This is a genomic window from Robinsoniella peoriensis, from assembly GCF_000797495.1.
Taxonomy (GTDB): Bacteria; Bacillota; Clostridia; order Lachnospirales; family Lachnospiraceae; genus Robinsoniella; species Robinsoniella peoriensis.
In genome coordinates, this window is sequence record NZ_JTGN01000005.1 from 42,969 (window position 1) to 69,718 (window position 26,750).

General features: G+C 38.2%; 24 protein-coding genes, 1 tRNA gene and 1 other annotated feature. Of the genes, 14 read left to right on the forward strand and 11 right to left on the reverse strand.

The features are described from left to right. Nucleotides 1–7: 7 nt before the first annotated feature. A complete protein-coding gene (gene leuD, locus QR40_RS11245; RefSeq protein WP_027294615.1) occupies nucleotides 8–493 on the forward strand; it encodes a 3-isopropylmalate dehydratase small subunit in 486 nt (161 codons plus the stop codon). A gap of 185 nt (nucleotides 494–678) precedes the next feature. Here the strand turns inward: leuD and QR40_RS32540 are convergent, their stop codons facing one another. Next, a complete protein-coding gene (locus QR40_RS32540; protein WP_255348094.1) occupies nucleotides 679–801 on the reverse strand; it encodes a hypothetical protein in 123 nt (40 codons plus the stop codon). 326 nt (nucleotides 802–1,127) lie between these two features. Here QR40_RS32540 and QR40_RS11250 point away from each other — a divergent pair, with 326 nt between their 5' ends. Next, entirely contained in the window at nucleotides 1,128–3,371 is a 2,244-nt protein-coding gene (locus tag QR40_RS11250) for a response regulator (RefSeq protein WP_200889747.1), read from the forward strand. Nucleotides 3,372–4,265: 894 nt separating this feature from the next. Continuing rightward, a complete protein-coding gene (locus tag QR40_RS11255) occupies nucleotides 4,266–5,354 on the forward strand; it encodes a leucine-rich repeat domain-containing protein (protein ID WP_044295044.1) in 1,089 nt (362 codons plus the stop codon). Nucleotides 5,355–5,396: 42 nt separating this feature from the next. Here the strand turns inward: QR40_RS11255 and QR40_RS11260 are convergent, their stop codons facing one another. From QR40_RS11260 to QR40_RS11280, 6 genes are all read right to left on the reverse strand, one after another. Beyond that, nucleotides 5,397–5,576: a hypothetical protein gene (locus QR40_RS11260; protein WP_044295045.1), complete on the reverse strand. Its 180-nt coding sequence runs from the start codon at nucleotides 5,574–5,576 to the stop codon at nucleotides 5,397–5,399. Nucleotides 5,577–5,727: 151 nt separating this feature from the next. Then, nucleotides 5,728–6,255 (reverse strand): hypothetical protein, encoded by a 528-nt coding sequence (locus tag QR40_RS11265; protein WP_044295047.1) that lies wholly within the window; start codon nucleotides 6,253–6,255, stop codon nucleotides 5,728–5,730. Then, nucleotides 6,252–7,160 (reverse strand): trypsin-like serine peptidase, encoded by a 909-nt coding sequence (locus QR40_RS11270; RefSeq protein ID WP_044295049.1) that lies wholly within the window; start codon nucleotides 7,158–7,160, stop codon nucleotides 6,252–6,254. The genes QR40_RS11265 and QR40_RS11270 overlap by 4 nt, the downstream gene beginning before the upstream one ends. A 191-nt stretch (nucleotides 7,161–7,351) precedes the next feature. Then, the gene (locus QR40_RS31750; RefSeq protein WP_160295800.1) at nucleotides 7,352–7,507 is read right to left on the reverse strand and encodes a hypothetical protein; all 156 of its coding nucleotides are present in this window, start codon (nucleotides 7,505–7,507) and stop codon (nucleotides 7,352–7,354) included. 812 nt (nucleotides 7,508–8,319) lie between these two features. Continuing rightward, nucleotides 8,320–8,393 (reverse strand) — tRNA-Pro (locus QR40_RS11275). A gap of 99 nt (nucleotides 8,394–8,492) precedes the next feature. Continuing rightward, nucleotides 8,493–9,053 (reverse strand): manganese efflux pump MntP, encoded by a 561-nt coding sequence (locus QR40_RS11280; RefSeq protein ID WP_027294612.1) that lies wholly within the window; start codon nucleotides 9,051–9,053, stop codon nucleotides 8,493–8,495. A 414-nt stretch (nucleotides 9,054–9,467) separates the two neighbouring features. Between QR40_RS11280 and QR40_RS11285 the strand changes: the two genes are divergently transcribed. From QR40_RS11285 to QR40_RS11295, 3 genes are read left to right on the forward strand one after another with little or no spacing between them, the layout of a single operon-like run. Further along, on the forward strand, nucleotides 9,468–9,944 hold the full coding sequence (locus QR40_RS11285; protein WP_052377840.1) for a MarR family winged helix-turn-helix transcriptional regulator: 477 nt from the start codon (nucleotides 9,468–9,470) through the stop codon (nucleotides 9,942–9,944). 35 nt (nucleotides 9,945–9,979) lie between these two features. Beyond that, nucleotides 9,980–12,145, forward strand: a complete 2,166-nt coding sequence (locus tag QR40_RS11290) for an ABC transporter ATP-binding protein (protein ID WP_044295050.1) — start codon at nucleotides 9,980–9,982, stop codon at nucleotides 12,143–12,145. Next, nucleotides 12,138–13,979 carry an ABC transporter ATP-binding protein gene (locus tag QR40_RS11295; RefSeq protein WP_044295051.1) on the forward strand — a complete coding sequence of 614 codons (1,842 nt, stop codon included), beginning with the start codon at nucleotides 12,138–12,140 and terminating at the stop codon, nucleotides 13,977–13,979. The genes QR40_RS11290 and QR40_RS11295 overlap by 8 nt, the downstream gene beginning before the upstream one ends. 26 nt (nucleotides 13,980–14,005) lie before the next feature. Here QR40_RS11295 and QR40_RS11300 read toward each other — a convergent pair whose 3' ends face one another. Continuing rightward, on the reverse strand, nucleotides 14,006–14,752 hold the full coding sequence (locus tag QR40_RS11300; protein WP_052377839.1) for an alpha/beta fold hydrolase: 747 nt from the start codon (nucleotides 14,750–14,752) through the stop codon (nucleotides 14,006–14,008). Between the two features lie 169 nt (nucleotides 14,753–14,921). Between QR40_RS11300 and QR40_RS11305 the strand changes: the two genes are divergently transcribed. The 5 genes from QR40_RS11305 to QR40_RS11325 all read left to right on the forward strand — a co-directional run bounded on the left by QR40_RS11305 (nucleotide 14,922) and on the right by QR40_RS11325 (nucleotide 21,053). Further along, nucleotides 14,922–15,818, forward strand: coding sequence for an SPL family radical SAM protein (locus tag QR40_RS11305; RefSeq protein ID WP_044295406.1), 897 nt, complete (start codon nucleotides 14,922–14,924; stop codon nucleotides 15,816–15,818). A 16-nt stretch (nucleotides 15,819–15,834) separates the two neighbouring features. Continuing rightward, nucleotides 15,835–16,599 (forward strand): AAA family ATPase, encoded by a 765-nt coding sequence (locus tag QR40_RS11310; protein ID WP_044295052.1) that lies wholly within the window; start codon nucleotides 15,835–15,837, stop codon nucleotides 16,597–16,599. Nucleotides 16,600–16,803: 204 nt separating this feature from the next. Further along, complete coding sequence (locus QR40_RS11315) at nucleotides 16,804–17,319, forward strand: RNA polymerase sigma factor (protein ID WP_027294607.1); 516 nt, start codon at nucleotides 16,804–16,806, stop codon at nucleotides 17,317–17,319. Nucleotides 17,320–17,417: 98 nt separating this feature from the next. Further along, on the forward strand, nucleotides 17,418–18,869 hold the full coding sequence (locus QR40_RS11320) for a DUF4367 domain-containing protein (protein ID WP_081820268.1): 1,452 nt from the start codon (nucleotides 17,418–17,420) through the stop codon (nucleotides 18,867–18,869). 45 nt (nucleotides 18,870–18,914) lie between these two features. Next, nucleotides 18,915–19,201, forward strand: a binding site (T-box leader). Between the two features lie 190 nt (nucleotides 19,202–19,391). Then, a complete protein-coding gene (locus tag QR40_RS11325; RefSeq protein ID WP_027294605.1) occupies nucleotides 19,392–21,053 on the forward strand; it encodes a 2-isopropylmalate synthase in 1,662 nt (553 codons plus the stop codon). Between the two features lie 123 nt (nucleotides 21,054–21,176). Here the strand turns inward: QR40_RS11325 and QR40_RS11330 are convergent, their stop codons facing one another. Together QR40_RS11330 and QR40_RS11335 are read right to left on the reverse strand one after the other, a co-directional pair. After that, on the reverse strand, nucleotides 21,177–21,365 hold the full coding sequence (locus QR40_RS11330) for a hypothetical protein (protein WP_027294604.1): 189 nt from the start codon (nucleotides 21,363–21,365) through the stop codon (nucleotides 21,177–21,179). Nucleotides 21,366–21,474: 109 nt separating this feature from the next. Continuing rightward, a complete protein-coding gene (locus QR40_RS11335; RefSeq protein ID WP_330373721.1) occupies nucleotides 21,475–21,636 on the reverse strand; it encodes a DUF1540 domain-containing protein in 162 nt (53 codons plus the stop codon). A 626-nt stretch (nucleotides 21,637–22,262) separates the two neighbouring features. Here QR40_RS11335 and QR40_RS29760 point away from each other — a divergent pair. The 3 genes from QR40_RS29760 (at nucleotide 22,263) to QR40_RS11350 (ending at nucleotide 25,042) form a co-directional block, all read left to right on the forward strand. Next, nucleotides 22,263–23,063 (forward strand): cell wall hydrolase, encoded by an 801-nt coding sequence (locus tag QR40_RS29760; RefSeq protein WP_242858490.1) that lies wholly within the window; start codon nucleotides 22,263–22,265, stop codon nucleotides 23,061–23,063. A gap of 118 nt (nucleotides 23,064–23,181) precedes the next feature. Then, entirely contained in the window at nucleotides 23,182–24,669 is a 1,488-nt protein-coding gene (gene thrC / locus QR40_RS11345) for a threonine synthase (protein ID WP_027294603.1), read from the forward strand. 103 nt (nucleotides 24,670–24,772) lie between these two features. Next, nucleotides 24,773–25,042 (forward strand): hypothetical protein, encoded by a 270-nt coding sequence (locus tag QR40_RS11350; protein ID WP_152614203.1) that lies wholly within the window; start codon nucleotides 24,773–24,775, stop codon nucleotides 25,040–25,042. Nucleotides 25,043–25,110: 68 nt separating this feature from the next. Here QR40_RS11350 and QR40_RS11355 read toward each other — a convergent pair whose 3' ends face one another. Next, nucleotides 25,111–26,481: a citrate/2-methylcitrate synthase gene (locus QR40_RS11355; RefSeq protein ID WP_027294601.1), complete on the reverse strand. Its 1,371-nt coding sequence runs from the start codon at nucleotides 26,479–26,481 to the stop codon at nucleotides 25,111–25,113. Nucleotides 26,482–26,750: the final 269 nt, after the last annotated feature.

Below are 26,750 nucleotides of genomic sequence, written 5' to 3' on the forward strand. Positions count from 1 at the left end.
AGCATCGATGAAAGCAAATGGAACAGTATTTAAATATGGAGACAACGTAGATACAGATGTCATCATTCCGGCAAGATACCTGAATTCTTCTGATCCGGCGGAACTGGCAACACATTGTATGGAAGATATCGATAAAGATTTTGTGAATCAGGTGAAAAAAGGAGATATTATCGTTGCAGAGAAAAACTTCGGCTGCGGCTCATCCAGAGAACATGCACCTATTGCAATCAAAGCAGCCGGTGTAAGCTGCGTTATTGCAGAAACATTTGCAAGGATTTTTTACCGGAATGCAATTAATATCGGTTTGCCGATTATTGAATGTCCGGAGGCTTCCCAGGGGATTGAAAGCGGAGATGAAGTGGAAGTAGATTTTGACAGCGGGATGATCTATAACAAAACAAAGGGAACAGAGTTTAAAGGACAGGCGTTTCCAGAGTTTATGCAAAAATTGATCGAGGCTGGCGGACTGATTAATTATATAAATAATAAATAAGACAGCGATGATATTCGGAAGGGGCGTGCAATTGCATGCCCCTGTTATTTATTACCTTTTGCGCATCAAATAATAATTATCTTACCAGCATTATCATCAATTTTGTCTTTTCTTTCTATCAAAAAAATGTTGCAGCATATTTTCTGATTCGTTCGGCAGCATCTCAAATAAAACTGGTTTCAGGATTATAAATAACCGACTGCCTGACCAATTACATAACCTGCAAAATATACAAATATCACTAATAATGCAAAAGCTAATACTGTTTTGAAAATATTTTTAGGAGTAACTTTCTCTGTTGATTTCATATAGGACCACACCTCCTTAAAAATTCTGATTTAAATATATCATATAAAAATGGAAAAATATACTACCAATATTATTGTCTGGTTTTATCAGATTAAAAAAGGGTATGATAAAGGTGCATTTTATAAGAAATCCTAAAGAATAAACGTTGAAAATATATCCCGGATCGACTATAATGAAATCTAATATATCTGAATTTTTTTATATATTATAGACAGGATTAATGGTTCAACAAACAGACCACTGTTATACGCACAACTGTATGGGAAAATATAAAATTTACAGAAAAATACTTTCAGATAAGGAACGGGATGAAATGCTACATAAAATGATAAAAGTAAATGCAAATATAATTTCAAAGGCAATAACTGTCATTATTATATTGATTATAATAGTTTACTACACAATAACAATTTACAACTCCAATATTATGAATAAACAAATGGTCACTGTTAGTGAACATCCGTATACAGTTGTCGTTGCAATAGGTGATGTCAAAGCAAACTTGATGTTATTGCGTGCATTGCCGGAGAGATTGACATACTCCCAGTCTCAGGAGATCGTTGAGGGGATAAGAGCATATTATGACACCATCAACCAGTCTATGACGGAGAAGATAGACTTATTGCTTGAACGTTACCTTGCCGATAAAGAAAGTGTCCCTGCCATGCAATCTACCTATCTTCAGCTAATTGAAGCCCAGACAAAGCTCTTATCAATAGCAGAAGGCGAGGATAGTAATGCAGAAGATATTTCGGCATATTATACGAAGGAAATAATACCCAAACTGGACAAGCTGGATGAGCTGTCTGAAACCATCACGAAAGGTGCTGGAAATAAACTAAAAGAATATTCTTCTCTGGTAACCCGTTCCAAGAATACCATGTTGGTAATGGCTAGTATTCTCAGTAGTGCTATGCTGATAGCAATTATTTTTTATATGTACATTTTACGGCTGAAATACAAAGCCGAGGAAGAAATGCGTGACATTAGGGCAGAACTTGAAGTAGAACAACGTGCCAATTCTGCAAAATCACAATTTTTATTTAATATGTCACATGATATTCGCACCCCTATGAATGCCATCATCGGTCTTACTGCCATAGCTGCTATGGATATTAATAAGCAGGACAAAGTAAAGGCATGTCTTACTAAAATAACTACTTCTTCAAAACAGCTGCTGGGTCTCATCAATGATGTTTTAGATATGAGCCGGATCGAGAGCGGAAAGGTTTCATTGAATGATGAAGATTTTGTGCTGCCGGAACTAATTGATGACTTCATCAGCATTACACAACTGCAAACAGCTGACAAAGGATTAAAAATGGAGATCAATGTCAGTGATCTGACCCATGAACGAGTAACAGGTGATGCAGTACAAATCAGGCGTATATTGTCGAATATCTTTGGCAATGCCCTGAAGTTTACACCCGCTGGAGGAGAAATCTGGTTAACCATACGTGAGCTGCCACCCACGACAAAAGGATATGGAACTTATCAGTTTATTATGCGTGATACTGGTATTGGCATGACGGAAGATTTTATAAAAAAACTGTTTCTGCCTTTTGAACGAGCTGAAACATCCACCAAAAGCAAGGTGGAAGGAACTGGTCTGGGAATGGCTATTACAAAAAATATCGTGGATATGATGAGTGGGCAAATCAAGGTTGAAAGTGAGGTAAACAAAGGTACAACATTTACGGTAACTCTTCCAATAAAGCTGCAAAACTGTGAGGAAGAACTTTGTGATTTCAGTCAATTATATGATTTGCGTTCTCTAGTTGTTGATGATGATCCCATCGCCTGTGAGAGTACTGCTAGAATGATAGAGGAAATCGGCATGCGCAGTGAATGGGTGCTCACGGGAAGCGAGGCTGTGAAAAAGGTAAAAATAGCGCATGAATCCGTCCAGGATTATCACGTAGTTATTGTAGACTGGCAGATGCCAGGTATGGATGGTGTACAAACCACTCGCCAGATACGGGAAATTGTTGGTGAGGAACTGCCGATAATTGTTCTGACGGCGTATGACTGGGCTGATATTGCTGAAGAGGCTCAATCTGCTGGTGTGAATGCATTTTTATCAAAACCGGTGTTCAAATCCAGGCTGTACCATGTTATGAGCGATCTGACAAAAGAGGAAAAGAAAGATTTATCGATCGATGCTGAAAATTTAGAAAGTATGCAACAATTTTCAGGTCGTGTTCTTCTGGTAGAGGATAATGAGATTAATATGGAAATAGCGGAAGAGTTTATTAGATACTTTGGAGTTGATATAGAAAAAGTCTGGAATGGATTAGAGGCGGTGGAACGAATTAAAGCGGTTGCGCCGGATTATTATGACCTTGTATTTATGGATATCCAGATGCCGCATATGGATGGTTATGAAGCTACCCAGGAAATCCGAAAGTTTGAAAAGGAGCAAGGTGACTCTCATCTGCCGATTGTTGCTATGTCTGCAAATGCTTTTATAGAAGAAATTAATAAAGGCTATGCCTGTGGAATGGATAGTTATATCACAAAACCAGTGGAACTTGTAACGCTTTATAGCGTTTTGAAAAAGTATCTTTAAGCTGCAATTCAATAGTAATTTCACGCTTAAGACAAGCAGTGGAAAAAGCGCATATTGTAATATAAGAGTTGAATAAGATTTATGGATAGAGGCGTACATTTGTATGTCTCTATTTTTGAAAAGATTTATCTACGGTAAAAGTGGATAATATTACCGACTAGACGAGAATAGCTGCCAGTTAGTCAATAAGCGCCAAATAATAATGCGGTTAAATTTAAAATTACCCCAGCCCTTTGCGAGTTGGAGTAATTTATTCAGTTGCCTTATAGTATCTTTTTATTCCATGATCAAAGAATCTTTTGCATTGTTCGCCACTGTTTTCTACTCCTTTTCTGATATGCTTATTATACCATAAAAAGCATCATATAAAAATAAAAAGCCCAGTATTTTCAAGGCTTTGTTTGTATTGTTCTTCGGCTGAAACTCTTGCTGCACTCATATGCAAGCCTCCATAATCATCATGTAGTGAAATGCTTGCATCTATCATTTTTATCAATCTAAAATAGAGTAAAACGCTTACATTTCCTAGCAATAATTATGAAACAACTTTTAGGACTTGACAATCCGTCGATTTATTTTGAACTTACAGATGAACAAGCGCAATACTCATACAACGTTAATGCGAAGAAAAGAGAAGAAACATTACCTCAGCTCTATGATAATCGATTGAGGATATTATGACATTAATTACTGATTAATATTGCGTACATGTGAATAGAATGAGGATAGAACAGTAGGGGCATACATATATACTTGTATGTCTCTATTTTTGCTTATTTACCAATTAATCAAGAATTCATACCAGTTAGTCAATCATACATGAAAAAATGCTAAAAATATGATATAATAATTTTGTATTATTGTAAGATATTACATGAGAGAGAGGAAAAAGGTATGATAAGAAGAAAACAAGTTCTATTGACAGCAGTGGTAGTTATGTTAATAATGGCAGTGTTACCGCTGAATGCTATGGCAAAAAGTAAAATTATTCCTAATGATAATACGGGTATCCCTGATCGAGTATTATATCAAAAGATTTTGCAAGAGCTTGGCAAAAGTAGCACTAAAACATTTACAGAAAAAGAGGCAGCTAGAATTACTCGTTTAGAAGCAGATGGCGATGATGATAATATTGAGTCAACAAAAATAAAATCTTTGAGAGGGATAGAGAAACTTAAAAATCTAACCTATTTGAATGTGTCATTTAATCGTTTGCGAAGCATAAAACATATAAAAAAATTACAAAACCTAAAATATTTAGATGTTGCTGTTAACCAACTAACTACTCTTTCTGGAATAGAAAGGTTGTATCAGCTTGAATCACTGGATGTATCTGATAATAAACTGACAAATTTTTCGGGAGTTGAAAATTTAAAAAATTTGACTTCTATAAGCGCATGGGATAATCAGATTAAAAATATAGATGCAATTAAAAATCTGGTAAATCTGGAGAATATAGTATTAAATGGAAATAGATTAAAAAGACTTGACGCAATAAAAAATTTAAAAAGATTAACTTCAATTTATGCGACTGGAAACAGATTAAATCGCTTACCTAATCTTAATAAGTATACTGAATTAGGCGTCGTAGAATTTAAGTGGAATTGTTTAAGTGAAAAAGAATTAAATGAAAAATTACCACAAAGTTGGAGGCGAATTGATGACTGGTATAAAAGTACAGTCAAACTTCAAAACATTAAAAGAACTATAAAGCTTATACAGCCTGTAGCATTTGATAAGATTAATAAAAATATTAAAAAAATTAGTGGTTTCGCAAACAAAAATTCAACGGTATCACTTAGAGATCAAAACGGTAAAAAAATTATTTCTGTGAAATCAGATAGTAAGGGTAAATTTGTATTTAGAAATCTAAATTTAGAAAAATGGGCAGGTATGACATTGTCTTTACAGTCATATGTTATGGATAAGTTTTACGGAGAAAAGAACATATTGAAAGAAGTTAAATTTACAGTTCATAATTAAGAGAAAAATAGGGGCGGGTATCAATCGTCCCTATTATAGTTTTCATTTGACTATTTTTATCATGAGTTTTTTATACGTCTCCTGAATTTCTTCTTCAGTCGGTTCTGGACAGTCTGTTTTTTCAATTGTTTTCTCATATTCATCAGCTTCACGAAACAAAATTTCTTTTATTAAAATGTCTATTTCGTCATGTTTATCATCGTCAAAGTCCACATTTTGCATTATCAAAATCCCTCCAATATTAATTATAATACAGAATTGAGAGATGGTGAGAGGGAATTAATGAGAAAATTTGTTATAAAAAAAGGAGAACCACAAAAGATGCTCTCCTTTTCAGCTAAAACGTATGTGCTCGTCAAACAAACATAATAATTTAATCTTCCACATCAAATTCGGTAAACGTATGATACCATTTTGATTCTCCATCTACAAGATAATTAAATATGATTCTATAGTGACCAGAATTTATTTCAAAACTTTTTAGAAATAATGAGAGGTTTTTGATTGATTCACCATTAAACCAAATGCTAGTTTCTAAATATTGTGAATTATCTACTAGCGGAACATTGTACCATGTATTATTTATTGATATATTTAACTCAAAAGCATTATCACATGATTTTATAATAACTTCATCATCTTGATCTACTAATTCTACTGAAATATACGAAGTAGAAGAAGTTATTATTTCAGTTTTAATTTCAGCTACCAAATAATCTGTAAAATAATCTTCTGGATAATTGATGACTTCTAGGTTATCTTTAGTCATTTCATCATTCGTTGTTATTATATCTGTTTGGTCATTTAAACTTTTATTATTTTCGCTGTTGCTATTTACACATCCACCAATCATTAATATAACAAAAGTCAAAATAGCGAAAAATATTCTGGAACTTATCATAGAAAACTTCTTACCCAATTCACCATATAACTGGTTAACCGGAATCCTTCATTGCGATTTGAATATGTGCTACTTGGTCTTGAGTGGATGCCAATAACGTATTGATTATCATCTCTGTATATAGGAGCACCACTTTGTCCCGATGTAGTGTCCATATTATATGTTAATACTTTTGTTATACATGCAGTTATTTTACCCTCTTTGTTATACATGTTAGCAGACAAAGCATTGTTTGTAACAAATTCCCCTGGAAAACCCGGTACATGAACTACTGTTCCTTTATAGTATTCTTTGCCAGGTGTACTCTCGAGACCATACCACCCTGAATAGTCGCCTATATTTGTATCTAAACGTAAAATTGCATAGTCGTTCTTAGTTTGTCCTTCTAAATTCCAGGTTCCTTCAGTATAAACATTAGTAACGTTTGCCATACCATATGGGTTGGATAGTCCGTTCTTGCCAGGAAATAACCTCATACTTATAACTTTACCACCCCGTTTAGTTTGGTACCCGCAATGCCCAGATGTAACAGCAGTTCGAGGTCCAACCATAAAAGCAGTCCCGAATTCTCTAGACCCATCTGGCCATATAAATACTGCAAAACATGTTGCGCTAAAAGGCCAAACTTCAGGATGTTTAATTTTATGCCTATTATCGTTCCCATTTACTAATATTCTAGAGTAAGCTGAATTACCTTTAAATGGTGGTGTCGTAAAATTCATTCCATACGGCGTTGACGTACTAATTTCAAATTCTGTTTCTTCCCCTGTAATAAGATTATTATCAATAACCTTAATTTTTGAATCATCAGTTGTTGTATCTCCTTTTGCTAAGACGTTTAGTGTACAGAATAAAAAGACTAACATACATGACAACAAAATACTACACTTTTTCAATAATTTCATACTTTTCTCCCTACTTGACATATTTACGAGTTAATTATTTATTCTCCTTTCTTTTTTGTGTTAATATATGAATTATTTTACCATATGACAGAAAATAGCTCAATACATAGAATGTAGACTGTTAAAATATATTAAAGAAAAGTTTGCATGATAAAATAAAAAAGTATAATAAGTTAACTTTTGTTTGCTTATTACACTTTTTCACCAAGCGTAACAGTATCAATACCACCTGTGCCTACTCTATACATAGCCTTAAATTTATATTGATTGCGCTTGCCTTTAAAGTTATAAAGATATCCAGAAGAAGTACCGGTTTCAATAACTTTTAGAGTTTCTTCTCGTTTCATATTCCTCCCTTGGTTTATTGATAGTGCTATAATCGCGAGGGAAAACAAATGTGCAATTTTGTATATTGGAGATGGATTCGATAAAGCTACGAATATCTTGAAGGAAAATAATCTTATATTGTAATATCTGTCTATAGCGAATAAAATAACTATTATTAAAAATCGGTTTGGATTTCCGAGTGAGTGTAGAAGAGAACCAGATGCACCCAGCGAGCCAAAAAAAGACCCCCTCGAAAGTTTTAACCACTCCCTCATCTATCATCATATATCACAGGACATAGGAGCACCTGACAGTGCTCCTTTCCTTTATGAATTAAGCAATACAGCAGTTTCATTCTTAACACTTGTGCTTCCGTAGTACAGGCGGATATCATCAATACTCAATTTCTTACGGCTTTTCTTCCTGAAAGTTTCCGTGTGAAAGTACCATTTCTTTTTCTCAGATGCCCATTTAAAACCGATACTTCCCAGATATTTTCTATGTGGGTATGTCAGACCATCGTAAGGGCTGATCCTGAGTTATCATCTGAGTTAAGACTGCATGATTTACGTGCAAGCTGTATTTCTCTTTTGGTAGAGGATAATTATAGTATCAAGGATATTCAAGACTGGGTTGGTCAAAAAGACATTGAAACAACTTTGAAGTTTATGCAAGGGTGAAGAAAAATAAGAAGTTTGTCATTTCAGATGCGCTTGTCGAAAAGTTCGATCTAAATCCCAAGAGTTAGAACAGTGTTAGAACAGTCCTTCAAAAAACAAAAAACACTAACTCTCATATCCCAGAAAGTCAGTGTTTGTACGGGTTTTCATCATCGGAGTGACAAGATTTGAACTTGCGACCTCTCGGCCCCCAGCCGAGCGCGCTACCAAGCTACGCCACACTCCGTTGATGCATATTATAGCAATAAAACAAGAAAAAAGCAAGTTTTATTGTGCATATTTTTTAGAACAATTTTAATATAATCACAATACTTTAAATAGTCATTTAAAAAACCCCTAAGTGCTCTAAAAGAATCTTCGTTCCCATGAGAATTAGTATTATTCCTCCGGCGAGTTCTGCTTTTGATTTATATCGTGCGCCAAAGATATTTCCGATTTTAACACCGATAAAGGAACATGCAAATGTTACGATACCGATAAAGGAGACAGCAGGAATGATATCTACACTTAAGAAAGCAAAGGTAACTCCTATGGCAAGAGCATCAATGCTGGTAGCAACGGCAAGTACCAGCATAGATTTCATATCCAGGGAGTCATTACAGCACTCCTGCTCTTTGCTCAAAGCTTCCCGTATCATATTAATCCCGATGATTCCCAGTAGTATAAAAGCAATCCAATGGTCTATACTGGTTATGTATTCTTTGAACTGCACACCCAGGAAATACCCAATCAGCGGCATACCTGCCTGGAATATTCCAAAGTAGAGCCCTACAATACAACATTTCTTAAATGTACTTTTGGGCATGGATAACCCCTTACAGATGGATACAGCAAATGCATCCATAGAAAGCCCGACTGCTAAAATCAATAATTCTGCTAAATTCATATCTTTCCTCCTGCGGTATGTTTATGTATCTTAAAAACGATGCCAGTTGTTGTACTACTTATAATAGTAATTTTAAAACACGCTCTGGGACAAAAGAAAAGACCTATCCGCAGATGGAATCTCTGCAGATAAGTCTCGTTATTTAAAGCAGAACCAGATAATTACTTATCAGTATGTTGACCCTGCTACACATGCGTGCTAACTACTCCCTTATGCTGGCGTTAACGTTTGTTTTGAATAGTATATAATAATTTTTATCATTTGGCAAGTGAAATATAAATTAGTTAGATGTCAAACTTTATAAAAAGTTTAGAATTTTTTTGTTGAATTAGAAAATAACGGGTGATAATATATTCGTTAGATGTCTAACTAAAAAACGAGACTTCAAACGATGCACAGATAGGGGTGAATAAGATGGACATGGATTTGTGTGCAAAGGTTAAATTCAGTGAATGGGCGATACAAAGATATGAGTTTCGATATCTTCGCCATGAACTGGACAATGAAAAGCTTTATAAAGGGGATCCCAGGCTCCTGATGTTTATTTCCCAGACAGAGGGATGCAGCCAGACTCAGATAGCTAAGAACCTTTGCATAAAACCGGCTACGCTGACTGTGATGATTAAGAGAATGGAAGCGGCAGGGCTGATCAGCCGGAAATCAGATGATAAGGATATGAGAACCCAGAGGGTTTACATAACCCAACGTGGAAAAGAGACAGCTACACGTACCAGGGATGTTTTTAAAAAAGCGATTGAAGAAATTTATGACGGCTTGACGGAACTGGAATTGGCTGAATATTTACGTATTATGGAAAAAATACAAAAAAATCTTGTGAAATTGACGGACAGTATTCCAAAAGAAGCCTTCGATTTTGAATTACCGCGTTAAAATGAAATGCTTAAGTAGTAATGAGAGGAGATATTATGTTTAAAATTTTTAAGTATCTAAAGAAATCAGCCGGGATAATACTGGTAATTGTCCTGTTGCTGTTCCTTCAGGCTTATTGTGATTTGTCATTGCCTGATTATACTTCGAAGATTGTAAATGTAGGCATTCAGCAAAATGGTATTGAGGATGCCGTAGCAGAAACAATCCGCGGGGAAACCATGGATAAACTGTTTATCTTTATGGATGAGGATACCCAGAATCTGGTGAAAGAGAATTATACACTGGAAAATGATATGTGGTCCCTGAAGAAAGTAGATAAAGAAACCAGAGATAAGTTAAACACGGAATTTGGAAAGCCCATGCTGATGGTATATGGTCTGACTTCTGATTCGGATCAGACAAAAGCGATTCTGGCACAAATGAAACTGCCGGAGGGCACAGATCCATTTACCGTATTTGCCCAGATGCCAAAAGAGCAGATGGATAAAGTGATGGAAGGCATGAGTGAAAAGCTGGATAAGATGCCGGAATCCATAATCACCCAGTCGTCTATTAATTTTGTAAAAAGTGAGTATCAGGCCCAGGGGATTGACATGGACGGAATGCAGACAAATTATATTTTAAAGTCTGGTCTGGTGATGCTGGCATTTGCACTGACAATTATGATTGCAGCCGTTCTGGTTACATTCCTGTCATGCCGGGTAGCAGCGTCCTTAAGCCGGGATCTGCGTGAAAAAGTGTTTGAGAAAGTGATTTCCTTTTCCAATGCGGAATTCGATAAGTTTTCCACTGCTTCCCTGATTACAAGAAGTACCAATGATATTCAGCAGGTACAGATGCTGATGACAATGCTTTTCCGTATTGTCCTCTATGCTCCGATCCTGGGTATTGGAGGTGTAATTCACGCACTGGGTACGAATAAATCAATGGCATGGATTATTGCCGTGGCTGTAGGAGCGATTCTGGTTGTAGTATCCATTCTTTTCAGCGTTGCCATGCCGAAATTCCAGGCACTGCAGAAATTAATTGACCGCCTGAACCTGGTGTCCAGGGAAATACTCCAGGGTGTTCCGGTTATTCGTGCATTCAGTACAGAGAAGCATGAGGAACAGCGTTTTGAAACAGCCAATCATGAACTGATGAAAACGAATCTTTTTGTAAACCGGTGTATGACATTCATGATGCCTCTTATGATGTTTATCATGAACGGGATTACCGTATTGATTGTGTGGAAAGGTGCGGCCGGAATTGACAATGGAAATATGCAGGTTGGAGATCTGATGGCATTTATACAATATACCATGATGATTATTATGTCCTTCCTGATGCTTACCATGCTTTCCATTATGCTGCCAAGGGCAAGTGTATCCGCAACACGTATTAATGAAGTGCTGGAGACAGAAGTGATCCTTCATGATCCAAAAGACCCGAAAAGTGCAGACAGAAGCAAAAAGGGTATCGTAGAATTTAAAAATGTATCATTTACCTATCCGGAAGCGGAGGAAAGTGTACTTTCTAATCTGAACTTTACGGCAAAACCGGGTGAAACCACAGCGATTATCGGAAGTACCGGATGCGGTAAATCTACCCTGGTGAATCTGATTCCAAGATTCTTCGATGTGACACAGGGACAGATTCTGGTAGATGGTGTGGATGTCCGTGAACTGAGCCAGCGTGAGCTGCATGATAAAATCGGATATGTACCTCAAAAGGGTGTTCTGTTCTCGGGAACCATTGCTACGAACCTGCGCTACGGTAAAGAGGATGCAACAGATGAAGAAGTGGCAAAAGCGGCTCAAATAGCACAGGCATATGACTTTATTCAGGAAAAAGATGAGAAGTTTGATTCGCCGATTGCCCAGGGCGGAACGAATGTATCCGGTGGACAGAAGCAGAGGCTTTCTATCGCCAGAGCAATCGCAAAAGAACCTGAGATCTATATCTTTGACGATAGTTTCTCCGCGCTGGATTATAAAACGGATGTTGCCCTTAGAGGTGCGCTGAAAAATGAAACGAAGGATGCCACAACGATTATTGTAGCCCAGCGTATCAGCACCATACTCCATGCAGAGCAGATTATTGTTTTGGATGAAGGAAAAGTAGCAGGAATAGGAACACATCAGGAATTACTGAAAAACTGCGATGTATATTATCAGATTGCAGCATCACAATTGTCAAAGGAGGAATTGTCCAATGAGTAATGAGAAACATGGCAGGCCTGGCAGACCTATGGGGCCGGGCGGACATATGGTTCCGGGTGAGAAAGCAAAAGACTTTAAAGGTACGATGAAAAAGCTCATAGGTTATATGGGACGATATAAATTCCGGTTTTTGATTATGATGGTATTCGCAATAGCCAGTACAACATTTGCAATCATCGGACCGACTATTTTAGGTAATGCAACGACAGAAATTTTTAATGGCTTAATGGGAAAAATCAATGGTACCGGCGGTATTAATTTTGATAAAATCGGTGAGATTCTCCTGACACTGCTGGGATTATATGTGATGAGTGCCTGCCTCTCCTTTATACAGGGATTCATTATGTCCGGAATATCAAATGATGTATCTTATAATTTAAGAAAAGATATATCCCATAAGATTAACCGTATGCCAATGAAGTATTTCGAAAGCAGAACTACAGGAGAGATTCTTTCCAGAATTACCAATGATGTGGACACTTTGGGACAGAGCTTAAATCAGAGTGTTACGCAGCTGATTACTTCGGTGACCATGTTGATTGGTGTATTCATCATGATGCTTCGCATCAACATCATTATGACGATTTGTGCACTTTTAATACTCCCGATCTCAATGCTGATTATCAGCAGAGTTATGAAGTTTTCACAGAAATTCTTCCAGCAGCAGCAGAAATACCTGGGAGATGTAAACGGACAGGTGGAAGAAGTATACAGCGGTCATAATATTGTAAAAGTATTTAACAAAGAACATGCGGTAGTAACAGAGTTTAAAGAAACAAATCAGAAATTATATGAATCTGCATGGAAATCCCAGTTCTTTTCCGGAATGATGATGCCTATTATGCAGTTTGTAGGAAATCTGGGGTATGTTATGGTTGCACTTCTCGGCGGATTTTTGGTAATCAAGGGAAGTATTGAAGTAGGCCAGATACAGTCCTTCTTCCAGTATATTCGTAACTTCACCCAGCCGATCCAGCAGATTGCCCAGGTAACTAATATGCTGCAGGCTACGGCAGCAGCTTCAGAACGAGTATTTGAATTCCTGGAGGAAGAGGAAGAAGACCAGAAGGTTGAAAATCCGGTTCATATTGATCACTTACAGGGAAATGTAGAATTTGAACATGTAAGCTTCGGCTATAATCCGGAGCATATAACAATTCATGACTTCTCAGCGCATATTAATGAGGGTCAGAAAATCGCAATTGTTGGACCGACAGGCGCAGGAAAGACCACAATGATCAAGCTTCTGATGCGTTTTTATGATGTCAATACAGGATCCATTAAGGTAGATGGCCATGATCTTCGGAATTTCAACAGAAGTGAACTCCGTGAAATGTTCGGTATGGTATTACAGGATACCTGGCTGTACAATGGAACGATCATGGAAAATATCCGTTACGGACGTCTGGGAGCTACCGACGAGGAAGTTATTGCTGCTTCCAAAGCGGCACATGCCCATAACTTTATTAAGACTCTGCCCGGTGGGTATAACATGGTGTTAAATGAAGAGACCAGTAATATATCTCAGGGGCAGAAGCAGCTGCTGACAATTGCCAGAGCGATTCTTGCTGATCCCAAGATCTTAATCCTGGATGAGGCAACCAGTTCCGTTGATACAAGAACGGAAGTCCGTATCCAGAAAGCGATGGATTATCTGATGAAGGGACGTACCAGTTTTGTAATTGCCCACAGATTATCTACGATTCGTGATGCAGACCTGATACTGTTTATGAAAGACGGTAATATTGTAGAACAGGGTAACCACGATGAGTTAATGAGTAAGAACGGATTCTATGCGGATCTGTACAACAGCCAGTTTATAAAAACTGCATAATTGCATAAAAAAACCCCGCCGAAGCGTTAATGCTTTGGCGGGGTTTTTAAACATGATAAAATAAAATGGTTTGTTTCATCTGCCCATTTACCAAATACAAAATGATTGGCTCCAGGTATGATTTTCAACTGTGCTTTTGGCAGAGAATGTGCGATCAGCTTCGTGTGGCTCTCTTTGATCATATCGTGCTGTCCGGCAATTACCAGGGCGGGAACAGTGATCTTTGCAAGCATTTCCGGGTGTATACGGGGTTCCTTCACCATAAGGCCTAATATGGAAGCATTATGTAATGCTTTTTTGTCAAATTTAGCAATAAAAGAACACAGATAATAGCCAATCATAATTGGAAACTGATAGGTAAATTTTACGCCGGAGGGGGACAGATTGGCTCCGGCAAGAACCAGAAAGTCTATTTTAAATGTAGAGTTTAAGGCAATTTCAAGTGCTGCATTTGCGCCATCGCTGAATCCAATCAGTGCTGCATGGGTAACTCCCAGTTTCTGGAGCAGCATAACTGCGTCTTTGGCAATTTGCTTCAGAGTAATCGCTGTATTAGATACCATAGACCGGCCGTGTCCCCGGCTGTCCATCGTAATTACTCTGTAGTCTTTGGAAAATACTTCTAACTGACGCTGAAAGCAGGTCCAGTCTTCGCCATTCCCGTGAATGAACAATATAGTATTCTCATTTTCACTATCGCCATAAATGCGGTAGTAGATTTCGGCATCATGAATATTCAGATAGCCGTCTTTTAACGCTTCGATGATAATCACTCCTGTTCTGTATTGATAATCTCATTATAAGTGATATTTGGAAAAAAGCAATTGGAAAATGAAAGGAATTCTAAAAAAACAATTGTTCTGTTTTTTGAAAGGCAGTATAATAATCAAATACAGAAAAAAGCCTGCAGATTATACGATTTGCATGCGGATTGGAGTTCATATGGAATACATACCGGCAAAGACTATTGTTACCAGAACAAAGAGCGCAGATTCCTGGTTTGGAATCGATTATAATATGAATATTTATAAAGGATGCTGTCACGGGTGCATTTACTGCGACAGCCGCTCCGAGTGTTACCGCATTGATGATTTCGACCGGGTGAGGGCGAAAGAAAATGCTTTGCAGATTATCCGGGATGATTTGCGAAGAAAAGTAAAAACAGGAGTAGTAGGAACAGGTGCCATGAGTGATCCCTACAATCCTTTTGAAAAAAATCTGATGCTTACCCGTCATGCTTTGGAACTTGTTGACGCTTTTGGTTTTGGTGCTGCAATTGCGACAAAAAGCCCCCTTATCACAAGAGACATAGATATTCTGGAAGAAATAAAGGAACATTCACCTGTTTTGTGCAAGATTACCGTAACTACGGCAGATGATGAATTATGTAAGAAAATAGAACCCGGGGTGGCGCCTTCATCCAGCCGTTTTGAAGCCCTGAGAGAATTGTCCGCACATGGTATCTTTGCGGGTATTTTGCTGATGCCGGTGCTGCCTTTTTTAGAGGACAGTGAAGAAAATATACTGCGTATCGTGCAGCTGACAGCAGAAATGGGCGGTAAATTTATCTATCCTGCCTTTGGTGTGACTCTGCGCCTGAATCAAAGAGAATGGTATTTTGAAAAGTTAGATGAATTATTTCCTGGTGAAAAACTGGTGGAAAAATATATCAGGCGATTTGGTAATTACTATGAATGCAGAAGTCCCAGGGCGAAAAAATTATGGGGAATATTTGCAAATGAATGCGAAAAGTTTGGAATACGTTATAAAATGCAGGATATTATTTACGGTTATCAGAAGAACTATCAGATTACCCAATTGAGCTTGTTTGATTTATAAAAGAGGGAGAGTAATTATGGATCATAAATATATACGGTCAATAAAAATAGAGTGGGAAAAAACAGATCCGGATGCTTACTATCGTGATATTAAAGCACTGGCTTCCATAAAAGAACTGGATTTTCACCAAAATATTACTTTTTTCGTTGGGGAAAATGGTTCCGGGAAATCTACACTGCTGGAGGCAATTGCGGTAGCATATGGCTTTAACCCGGAGGGCGGCAGCGTTCATTACAATTTTTCCTCCAATGACACCCATACGGATTTGTGGAAGCATCTTCGTATCGTAAAAGGCATTCGAAAAGCAAAAGACGGGTTTTTCTTAAGGGCAGAGAGTTTCTACAATGTGGCAACTAAGATGGAGGAACTGGCGAAAACCACTGGCGGAGGAATCATGATGGATCCGGCATTCTTGAGCGGTTATGGAGGAAAATCGCTTCATCACCAGTCGCATGGGGAGAGTTTTCTGGCGATTGTACAGAATCGTTTCCGGGGAGACGGGGTTTATATTTTAGATGAGCCGGAAGCGGCACTGTCGCCCCAGAGACAGTTGACGCTTTTATTATATATCTCACAGCTTGCAAAAGAAGGATCACAATTTATCATAGCCACGCATTCGCCTGTTTTACTTGGTATGCCGGATGCCGGGATATACTCTTTTGATGCTGACAGTGTATTACCCATAGCATATGAAGATGCAGAATGCTATCAGGTAATGGAAATGTTTATCAATCATCGAAAAGTAATTTTAGACCGGCTGCTGAATGGCGACGAGATATAAGGTATTATTATATATGGAAGAAACTAGTGTCTTCCGGCATAAATACGCCGAGAGGATCTAGAACCCAGACGCAGTATATTTTCCAAAATAAAATATTTTCATATAATGCATCCTTTTTCCAATCGTATCTGTCTAATGATTGTAAACACATAAAAGTGCGGAAAAAATGTGGAGAAAATGCACTTTGAAAAAGGAGGTGTTCCATTGAAGCATCTGGTAATCAAGGCACAGAAAAATGATGAAGAGGCTTTCATCAAGCTTATGGAATTAAATAAGCAGAGCATGTACAAGATCGCGAAATCTTATCTGCACCACGAGGAAGATATTGCTGATGCCATGCAGGAAACGGTTTTAAAGTGTTATGAAAAGTTAGAAACATTGAAAGAGCCAAGATATTTCAAAACATGGCTGGTTCGTATTCTGATTAATAATTGCAAAGACATTTTAAAACAAAATAAGTCATTATGCCTGATGGATGAGTTCCCGGAATTGGCTGATCCCGACCTGCCCCAGGATAACCTGGAATTTACAGAACTTTTGAATGCTCTGAATGAGAAGTACCGTACAATCCTGATCTTATATTATGTAGAAGGTTTTAATACAAGAGAGATTGCAGAACTTCTGGAAATGAATGAGCATACGGTGAAAAGCCGCTTGCTTCGTGCAAGGCAGAACTTTGCAAGAGAATATCAAAAGGACATAGCCTGTGCAGGCAGGTAGTAAGTTGGAAGAAAATAATAAAATAGAAAGGATGCCACAATTTTATTCTTTCAATCTGCTTTATCGTGGCCATATTACACATTATACTGTAATATGCAATGGGTGAAAAAATGGGAAAATTATATTCGGAAGAAGAAGCTAAGAAAATTTTAAAAGAAGAAATTACAACTTCAAATGTGGTTGACCAGAAAATGAATCAGGCATATCAGGAAATTCGAAGTAAAAAAACCGGAAGAGGAAAGCGTCGTGCTTATAAGAAAGTAGTTGTGGCAGCAGCGGCGGCAGCACTTATCGCAACCACTTCCTTAGTGGCTCTGGCGGCAAATGGATTCTTCCAAAAAGAAGTAGTGGAAAGCAATGATTCGGTATCGTATAAGTTTACGGTTGATTATGAATTAAGTGCAAATAAAATTGATGTGAAGCCTGGGTATCTGCCGGAAGGGTATACAACTGAATTTGCCGAGAATAAATTCTGTAAAGAAGATAGCTGGGGAAACGGAATATCCATCATTCCTATGACTACAGTGGATATTGACCGGATCAACAACGAATTTTCTGTGGACAAGATTGAAAATGTGGAAAAGACTACTTTAAATGGGATGGAAGCCCATGTAATTACCGTAAAGGAAGCGGAAAAATACAGGAGGGGGAACTGTGTGCTCTTATTTAATCCTGAGGATGGTTATGTCATAGAGGTATGGGGGTTCTATGACGTTCCGGTTGATGAATTAAAGAAAGTGGCAGACCAGCTTATAATAGAAAAATCCCAGGATGAAACGGTGGCACTCCCTACAGCTGAAGAGTTGGAAAAAGAAAAGGAAATGCAGCTGGAAGACCAGAAACGGGTTGAACAGTACCAGAAAGCAAAAGAAGCAGGAGTTGGAGAAGACAGGATTGTGCCCATAGGACAGGAAATTAAGGCTCAGGATTTCGATGATGATGAGCTTGCTGCAGAAGGTGGTGGGTTCAACAAATTTGGATATACCATTGAAAGCGCACAATATGTGGATACCATATCAGAATATCCAAAGGAAAATTTCTATAATTATGATGAGGAGATAGCATCCTGCCTGAACGAAGACGGAAGCCTGCGCGATCATCTTCGCCAGAAGATGAGTGAAGACGGCAAGTTGAATGTTGACGAAAGTACGGAAGAGTCTGTGGGAAGTAAGTTCCTGGTAGTGGATGTCCAGGTGAAGAACTATGCTGAAAAAGCAGTGGATGCCCCGTTATATCTGAATATTGCAAGGCTGCAGCAGCGTGCAGATGGGACATATGACCAGGACAGCAAATGGGAATATATGCCTGTTCCTATGGAGAATTGGCCGATACTTGAGATGCCGGTATACTTTGATAAACCGCAGAATGTAGAAGGCAATGACAGAATTCATCAATTTTTCTTCCGTACGATTCAGCCGGGTGAAACGTTAAGCTATACCCTGATGTATGTAATAGATGATGATATGACTGGGGAAATATTCCTGGCACCGCCAATCACAAGCGCAGACGCGGAACTGACCACGCAATATTTTTCCTTAAAAACTAATTGACAATTTCTGAAAGAAGTGATATTGTTAGTACTATAGTTGATAAGAGTAAATGCAATGAAGAGGAATAGTACAATTATTTCTGATTACAGAAAGCTGTCGGTTGATGCGAGACAGTTGAGGAAGAAATTGGAACTCACCTTGGAGCGGCTGCCCCAAATTCTTAATATAGTTTAAATGCTGGATAGAGAAAAGTAGACGCAGACGGAACCCCAACCGTTATCTGGGTAGGATATAAGATTCTATTGAATCCGTATCTGATGAGTGTATGAAGAAATTCATAAAATAGAGTGGTACCGCGCAAGACAAGTATATTTTAGTCTTTCGTCTCTAAATGACAACGGGATTGTCAGGAGACGAAGGACTTTTTTTGTTTCCTAAAATAAGTTGTTATCGAGATTTGCCTGCTGAACAGGTGTGGCAGGATGCAGATACATGTTATCTGACATTTAAGAATTGCAGACGATTATCAACATATACATGGAACAGGCGGACATGGCAAAACAAGAAAAGGAGATTAAGAATATGAAAAATGTGAATAAGTACACAAGGCAGTATTTTATGCCGCCAGTAAATGCAATGAACTGGGCAAAGAAGGATCATATTGAAAAAGCACCAATCTGGTGCAGTGTAGACCTGAGGGATGGAAATCAGGCTTTAATTGTTCCTATGTCATTAGAGCAGAAGATAGAATTTTTTAAATTATTAGTAAAAGTTGGATTTAAAGAAATTGAAGTTGGATTTCCGGCTGCGTCGGATACGGAATATCAGTTTTTGAGAGCATTGATTGAAAAAGATTTAATTCCTGATGATGTTACCATTCAGGTGCTGACACAGGCGAGAGAACACATTATCCGTAAAACCTTTGAAGCATTGAAGGGAGCAAAAAAAGCAGTTGTTCATGTATATAACTCCACTTCCCAGGCACAGAGAGAACAGGTATTTAAGAAATCAAAAGAAGAAATTCTGAATATTGCAGTAGAGGGTGCATCGTTATTAAAGAAACTGGCAGCAGAAACAGAAGGAAACTTCTCATTTGAATACAGCCCGGAGAGTTTTACAGGAACAGAAGTGGAATATTCCCTGGAAGTATGTAACGCAGTATTAGATGTATGGCAGCCGACTCCTGACAATAAGGTTATCATCAATTTGCCAAGTACGGTTCAGCATTCAATGCCTCACGTATATGCAAGCCAGATTGAATATATGTGTGATCATATGAAATACCGGGAAAATGTTATCGTTTCCCTGCATCCGCACAATGACAGAGGATGTGGTGTTTCCGATGCGGAAATGGGTATCTTGGCAGGTGCTGACAGAATTGAAGGTACTTTGTTCGGCAACGGAGAGCGTACCGGTAATGTAGACATTGTGACTTTGGCAATGAATATGTATTCCCAGGGGGTGGATCCGGAACTTGACTTCAGTAACATGCCTGCAATCTGCGACGCATACGAAGAGTTTACCGGAATGAAGATTGATATGAGAAGCCCATACAGCGGTGCGTTAGTGTTTGCGGCCTTCTCAGGTTCCCACCAGGATGCAATTGCAAAGGGCATGAAATACAGAGAAGAGCATGACTGTGACCAGTGGACAGTTCCATATCTGCCTATCGACCCTACCGATGTGGGAAGACTGTACGAAGCAGATGTTATCCGTATCAACAGCCAGTCCGGAAAAGGCGGTATCGGATATATTCTGGAACAGAATTTCGGCCTGAATTTACCTGCAAAGATGAGAGAAGCAATGGGGTACGCAGCGAAATCCGTATCGGACGAACAGCACAAAGAACTTATGCCGGAAGAAATCTTCCAGCTGTTCAAAGACAAATACGAAGATATTACAACTCCATACGATATTACAGAAGTACATTTCAAACAGCATAATGGCATCATAGCAGAAGTTGTAGTAGATGTAAATGGAGAAAGCCGCACTGCTATTGCAGCCGGTAATGGACGTTTGAATGCCGTAAGCAATGCGCTTAAGAAACAGTTCCGTCTGGAATACGATTTAATTACTTACCAGGAACATGCATTAGAACAGAGTTCCAGCTCCAAAGCGATCGCTTATGTGGGAATCCGCAATAAAGACGGCGAACTCTTCTGGGGTGCAGGCGTAGATCAGGATATTATCCAGGCATCTATTCATGCATTAGTTACAGCAATTAATAATATGGTTGCAGAATAAAATAAAATTATATAAAAAGCCTTAATATTTATGTGTTTATCATAAATATCAAGGCTTTTCCAATGCAATGCAATGGTGTAATCATTGCCGTATTATTTGATGTGCTGCGGAATATAATAATGATCAGATAAGTCCGTTATCTTTACACAGCGCTTCGATACTGCGGTCATATGTGGCTTCCGCTTCTGCTGAAAAGAAGCAGCCGGGTACCCCTTCGTTATTGTCACGGTGATGAGCCACACATTCACAGCATTTACCGTGACGGGGGCAATCGTATGTACAGGTACATGGTCTTTTGTTAGAACAGCCCATTATATAGTCCTCCTTATGTTTAGTGAGACTATTTTATCAATAAAAAGTAAAAATTGCAAGTTAAGAGATATATAGAGAGGAGCATCAGGCCCCTCTCTGATAAAAAATCTTATTTGCTTTTGTTTACGAAAGATTCGCAGTCTGTACATTCGATCTTAGTTGGGTTAGATTCATGTGTTCCAACTTTGATAGCATTAAGTGTACAATAGTTTTCTGTTTCTGCATGATGAGTGCAATTGTTTACGGAACATTTGATGGATTCGTTTTTCATATTTTTCACCTCCTTGATAATGGTACTAAATAGTTTGCACAAAAATGAAAATTATATACCTGCTGAAGCACAAAAAAAAATATTTAGAAGGAAAATCTAATGCTAAATTTTAAATGTTATCCACAGAAGAACCGACAGACAAACCCAGTAAATTACAAAATTATATAAAATATTTCAAAATAATTAAATTGTTGCAAAAATATTACTGAGAGATTAAATCAACATTAAAATGCCCAAAAACAAAGGGGTTTAGAGAAAAATGTTGTAAAATGTAGAAAAATAATCCATAAAAATAGTAAAAACTTGGAAAAAAGAACTAGTAATATTATATAAAAATATGCACATAAAATCGTTAAAATATATAATAAGTGCACATATCAACAATGTGATAAAAAAATGTACATGTAAGATATTACAAAAATATGAATTCGTGCTTGACACATTCTTTTCTTTTCAATATAATTGCAATACACAGACAAGCGAGGGGGCTTTGTGTACATAATATTTGTTTTTAAATATTTAAAAATATAAAAATAAAGGGGAGCAATTATTTTAGGAAAGATGAGGAACGCCGTATGTGGCTGTTAAAATCGCTAGTTAGGAAGTTGTACAAATTAAAAAAATATTTGTTCAGACGAAGATACCGCGGATGCCGTATTAATTGCGTAGCTGCTACTTTTGTTGCAGTTATATGTACTGCAGTCCTGCTTTGTGCAGTCGGCTTCAGTGATGGCGGTAAAAACAAGGTATATGCCGTTACACAACAGAATGCGGTTTCAGACGAAACACCGCAAAAGGCGAAAGATAAAAAATTCCAGGCAGGCCTTATGGGTATCATGAATTGTATATCCAGTATGGAAGAACTGTCCAGGTCTTCAAAAGCACAGGAAGTATCAGGAGCAGGAGAGGAAATACTGGTAGGTGCATCCAAAGCCAGCAGGAGAGAAGTAAACAGGATGACAATTGAAAAGGGAATGGAACAGGCCGGTGCAGTTGGTTACAGTGCTTCGCAGATTGTGAAGGACAACCATATGCCGGTGGAAGATTACGATGCACTTCTTCGCATAGTGGAAGCGGAAGCAACCGGCGGGGATATGAAAAGTAAGATTCTGGTGGCAAATGTAGTGCTGAACAGAGTGAATAACAGCCATTTCCCGGATAGTATTTATGATGTTGTATGGGAGCGGGTGAATGGTGATCCGCAGTTTTCGCCCACGGCAGACGGAAGAATTGACAGTGTTACGATTTCGGATGAAACAATTGAAGCAGTTGACCGTGCTTTAAATGGGGAAGACTATTCCGAAGGGGCATTGTACTTTATTGCAAGATCCAGTGCAGACCAGATTAATGTGAACTGGTTTGATACCAAATTGCAGAAATTGTTCGTGTATGGCGGACATGAATTTTTTACATACGAAGGTTATTGATAAATAGGCGGCTGCGTTTTTGTGCGGCTGCCTTTTTTCGTCTTGTGTACTTTGGAAAGGTATGCTATAATCTGTACTTAAAGAATATAATTTAAACCAAATGTAAAGGATGAAGATGATGGATTTGTTATACAAAAGTACGAGAAGTAATGAAACTGCAGTAACAGCTTCCCAGGCAATTTTAAAGGGATTATCCGCAGACGGTGGGCTATTTGTTCCATCCGGCATTCCTGCATTAGATGTAGACATGGAGACTTTGGCAGGTATGAGCTACCAGGAAACAGCATATGAGGTTATGAAGCTGTTTTTTACGGATTTTACAGAGGAAGAATTAAAATCCTGTATTGCCAAAGCATACGATGAAAAGTTTGATACTACTGAGATAGCACCGATTAAGAAAGAAGATGGCGCTTACTATCTGGAGCTGTTTCATGGCGCTACAATTGCATTTAAAGATATGGCACTTTCAATTCTGCCTCATTTACTTACAACTTCAGCGAAAAAAAATAATGTAAAGAATGAAATCGTAATTCTGACAGCTACTTCAGGAGATACCGGAAAAGCTGCTTTAGCCGGTTTTGCAGATGTTCCCGGTACCAGAATTGTAGTTTTCTATCCCAAAGACGGTGTTAGTCCGATACAGGAAAAACAGATGGTTACCCAGAAGGGTGATAATACGTTTGTTGTGGGGATTAATGGAAACTTTGATGATGCACAGACAGGTGTAAAGAATATATTCGGGGATAAGGAACTGGAAGCACAGATGGCAGATGCCGGATTCCAATTTTCTTCTGCCAACTCCATCAATATCGGACGTCTGGTGCCACAGGTGGTTTATTATGTATATGCTTATGCAAAATTATATGCGTCAAAAGAGATAGACAAATCTGAGAAAATCAACGTAGTTGTACCGACCGGTAACTTCGGGAATATTCTGGCTGCATATTATGCTAAGAATATGGGGGTGCCGATTGATAAGCTGATCTGCGCGTCTAATGATAACAAAGTATTGTATGATTTCTTTACAACCGGTACATATGACAGAAACCGTGAATTTATTCTTACCACATCTCCATCTATGGATATTTTGATATCCAGTAATCTGGAACGCCTTATTTATAAGATTGCCGGAGAAGATGCGGATAAGAATCTTGAAATGATGGCTGCCCTTGGCAAAGAAGGTAAGTACCACATTACGGAAGAGATGAAGGCACAGCTTTCTGATTTCTGTGGTAATTATGCCACGGAAGAAGAAACTGCACAGGAAATTGCTTCGGTTTACCAAAAAACCGGATATATCATGGACACCCATACAGCAGTAGCTTCCTGTGTATTTAAAAAATACGAAGCAGAGAAAAAAGATAATAACAAGTCTGTAATTGCATCTACCGCAAGTCCTTATAAATTTACAAGGAGTGTTATGGATGCTATTGATATGAAGTATGATGCTATGACTGATTTTGAATTGGTAGATGAGCTTTGCAAGATTTCTAAAGTGAAAGTTCCGGGTGCAATTGAAGAAATCAGAACAGCTCCGGTACTTCACGATACTGTTGTAGAAGTAAATGAGATGAAAGACATCGTGAAAAAGTTCTTAAATATATAAGCGGGTCTTGGAAAGGCAGGGTTTTGTTATGGATAGTATGTACATGCTCATGGATTTACTTTTCGTAGGCTGCGGCGTATATGTTTTATATGCTTTTTATCTTATGAAAACAAAAGGTGAGATAAAAGAAAATGTTTTGTTATCCAGAGATATCTCGGTTTCAAAATGTAAGGATAAAGCAGGTTACATCAAATATATGACACCAAGGCTTTTAGTCTTTGGTATTGTATTGCTGATCATTGGAATCGTCAGTCTTATAGGTGACTATTTTAAAATTTTGGGAATGGGGTCATTAATCATTCTGGCAATCGGACTGATTGTGATGGTATGGTTTGTAATGATTACCAGAAAGTCAATGAAAATATACTGGTAAATATTAAAAAGAGTTTCAACCGCTGTGTCATGGTGGTTGAAACTCTTTTTATAGATAATAAGATAAGCCTATTCAGCCGATCCGCGTTCATGGAGTGGTGTGTACTCTTTATGCTTGGCAACACTCTTGTAAGCAGGACGGATAATTTTTCCGTTATTTGCCAATTCTTCGATACGGTGAGCGCTCCATCCGACAACACGGGCGATTGCAAAGATCGGGGTAAATAACTCAGTCGGAAGATCCAGCATGCTATAAACAAATCCGCTGTAGAAGTCTACGTTAGCGCTTACACCTTTATAGATTTTACGTTCTTCGCCGATAACCTGGGGAGCCAGGCGCTCAATCATGGAGTAGAGCTTAAATTCTTCTTCCCGGCCTTTTTCTTTAGACAGGCTTTCTACAAAAGATTTAAAAATATTTGCTCTTGGATCTGATAAGGAGTAAACCGCATGTCCCATACCATAGATCAATCCGGCATGGTCAAATGCTTCTTTGTTTAACAAGCGTTTCAGGTAATTTTTGATTTCACCTTCATCGGACCAGTCTTTTACTGATTTTTTCATGTCTTCAAACATCTTAACTACTTTGATATTGGCTCCGCCGTGTTTCGGTCCTTTTAAAGAACCAAGAGAAGCAGCCATAGAAGAGTAGGTGTCAGTTCCGGATGAAGAGACTACATGGGTTGTAAAGGTAGAGTTATTACCGCCGCCATGTTCCATATGCAGAATCAGTGCAACATCTAAAATCTTGGCTTCCAGTTTCGTGAATTTGCTGTTTGGACGTAATATGTGAAGTATGTTTTCAGCGGTAGATAGTTCTGGCTGGGGTGAGTGGATAAAAAGGCTGTTGCCGTCGTGATAGTGGCTGTATGCCTGGTAGCCATATACAGAAAGCATAGGGAAAAGGCTGATTAACTGCAGGCATTGTCTAAGGACATTTGGAATGGAAACGTCATCTGCCCTGTCATCATAGGAATAAAGTGTCAGGACGCTTCGTGCAAGGGTGTTCATCATATCCTGGCTTGGCGCTTTCATAATGATATCCCGGACAAAGCTGGTAGGCAGTGTACGGTATGTAGCAAGCAGGTTGGAAAAGTCACGTAACTGCTCTTCCGTTGGAAGTGTACCGAAAAGAAGCAGATAAGTTACTTCTTCGAAGCCATAACGGTCATCATGGATGAACCCCTGGACGATGTCTTCCACATCGATACCGCGGTAGAAGAGTTTACCTTCACAGGGAATCATTTCGCTGTCTACAACGGTATAAGAGCGGATCTCTGCAATGTCGGTCAGGCCTGCAAGAACGCCCTTACCACTAATGTCACGAAGACCTCTTTTTACCTCGTATTTTGTGTACAGCTCCGTGTTGATCTGGCTGGTATCAGTTGCCAGCTTAGATAGAGCGAGAATATCAGGTGTAATTTCTGAATACGTACTCATAGTTGTTTCCTCCTGTTCTGTTTTAGTGTGCTAAAGGATTAAAATCCATTCTTTATCATATCATAAATTGGAAAAGAAAAATAGTAAAATTTTTTAATTGTAAAATATGTATAAAATAAGAAAAATAGATTGTTAATTGCTTGACATTTAAAATTAATGATGCGATAATAAAAACAAATTTTGAACAGTGAGATCCGGGTGGATAACACCGCCCGGTATATTTATGCAATAGTACATAATTTCTGGTAAATCATTCTTTATTGAATTAT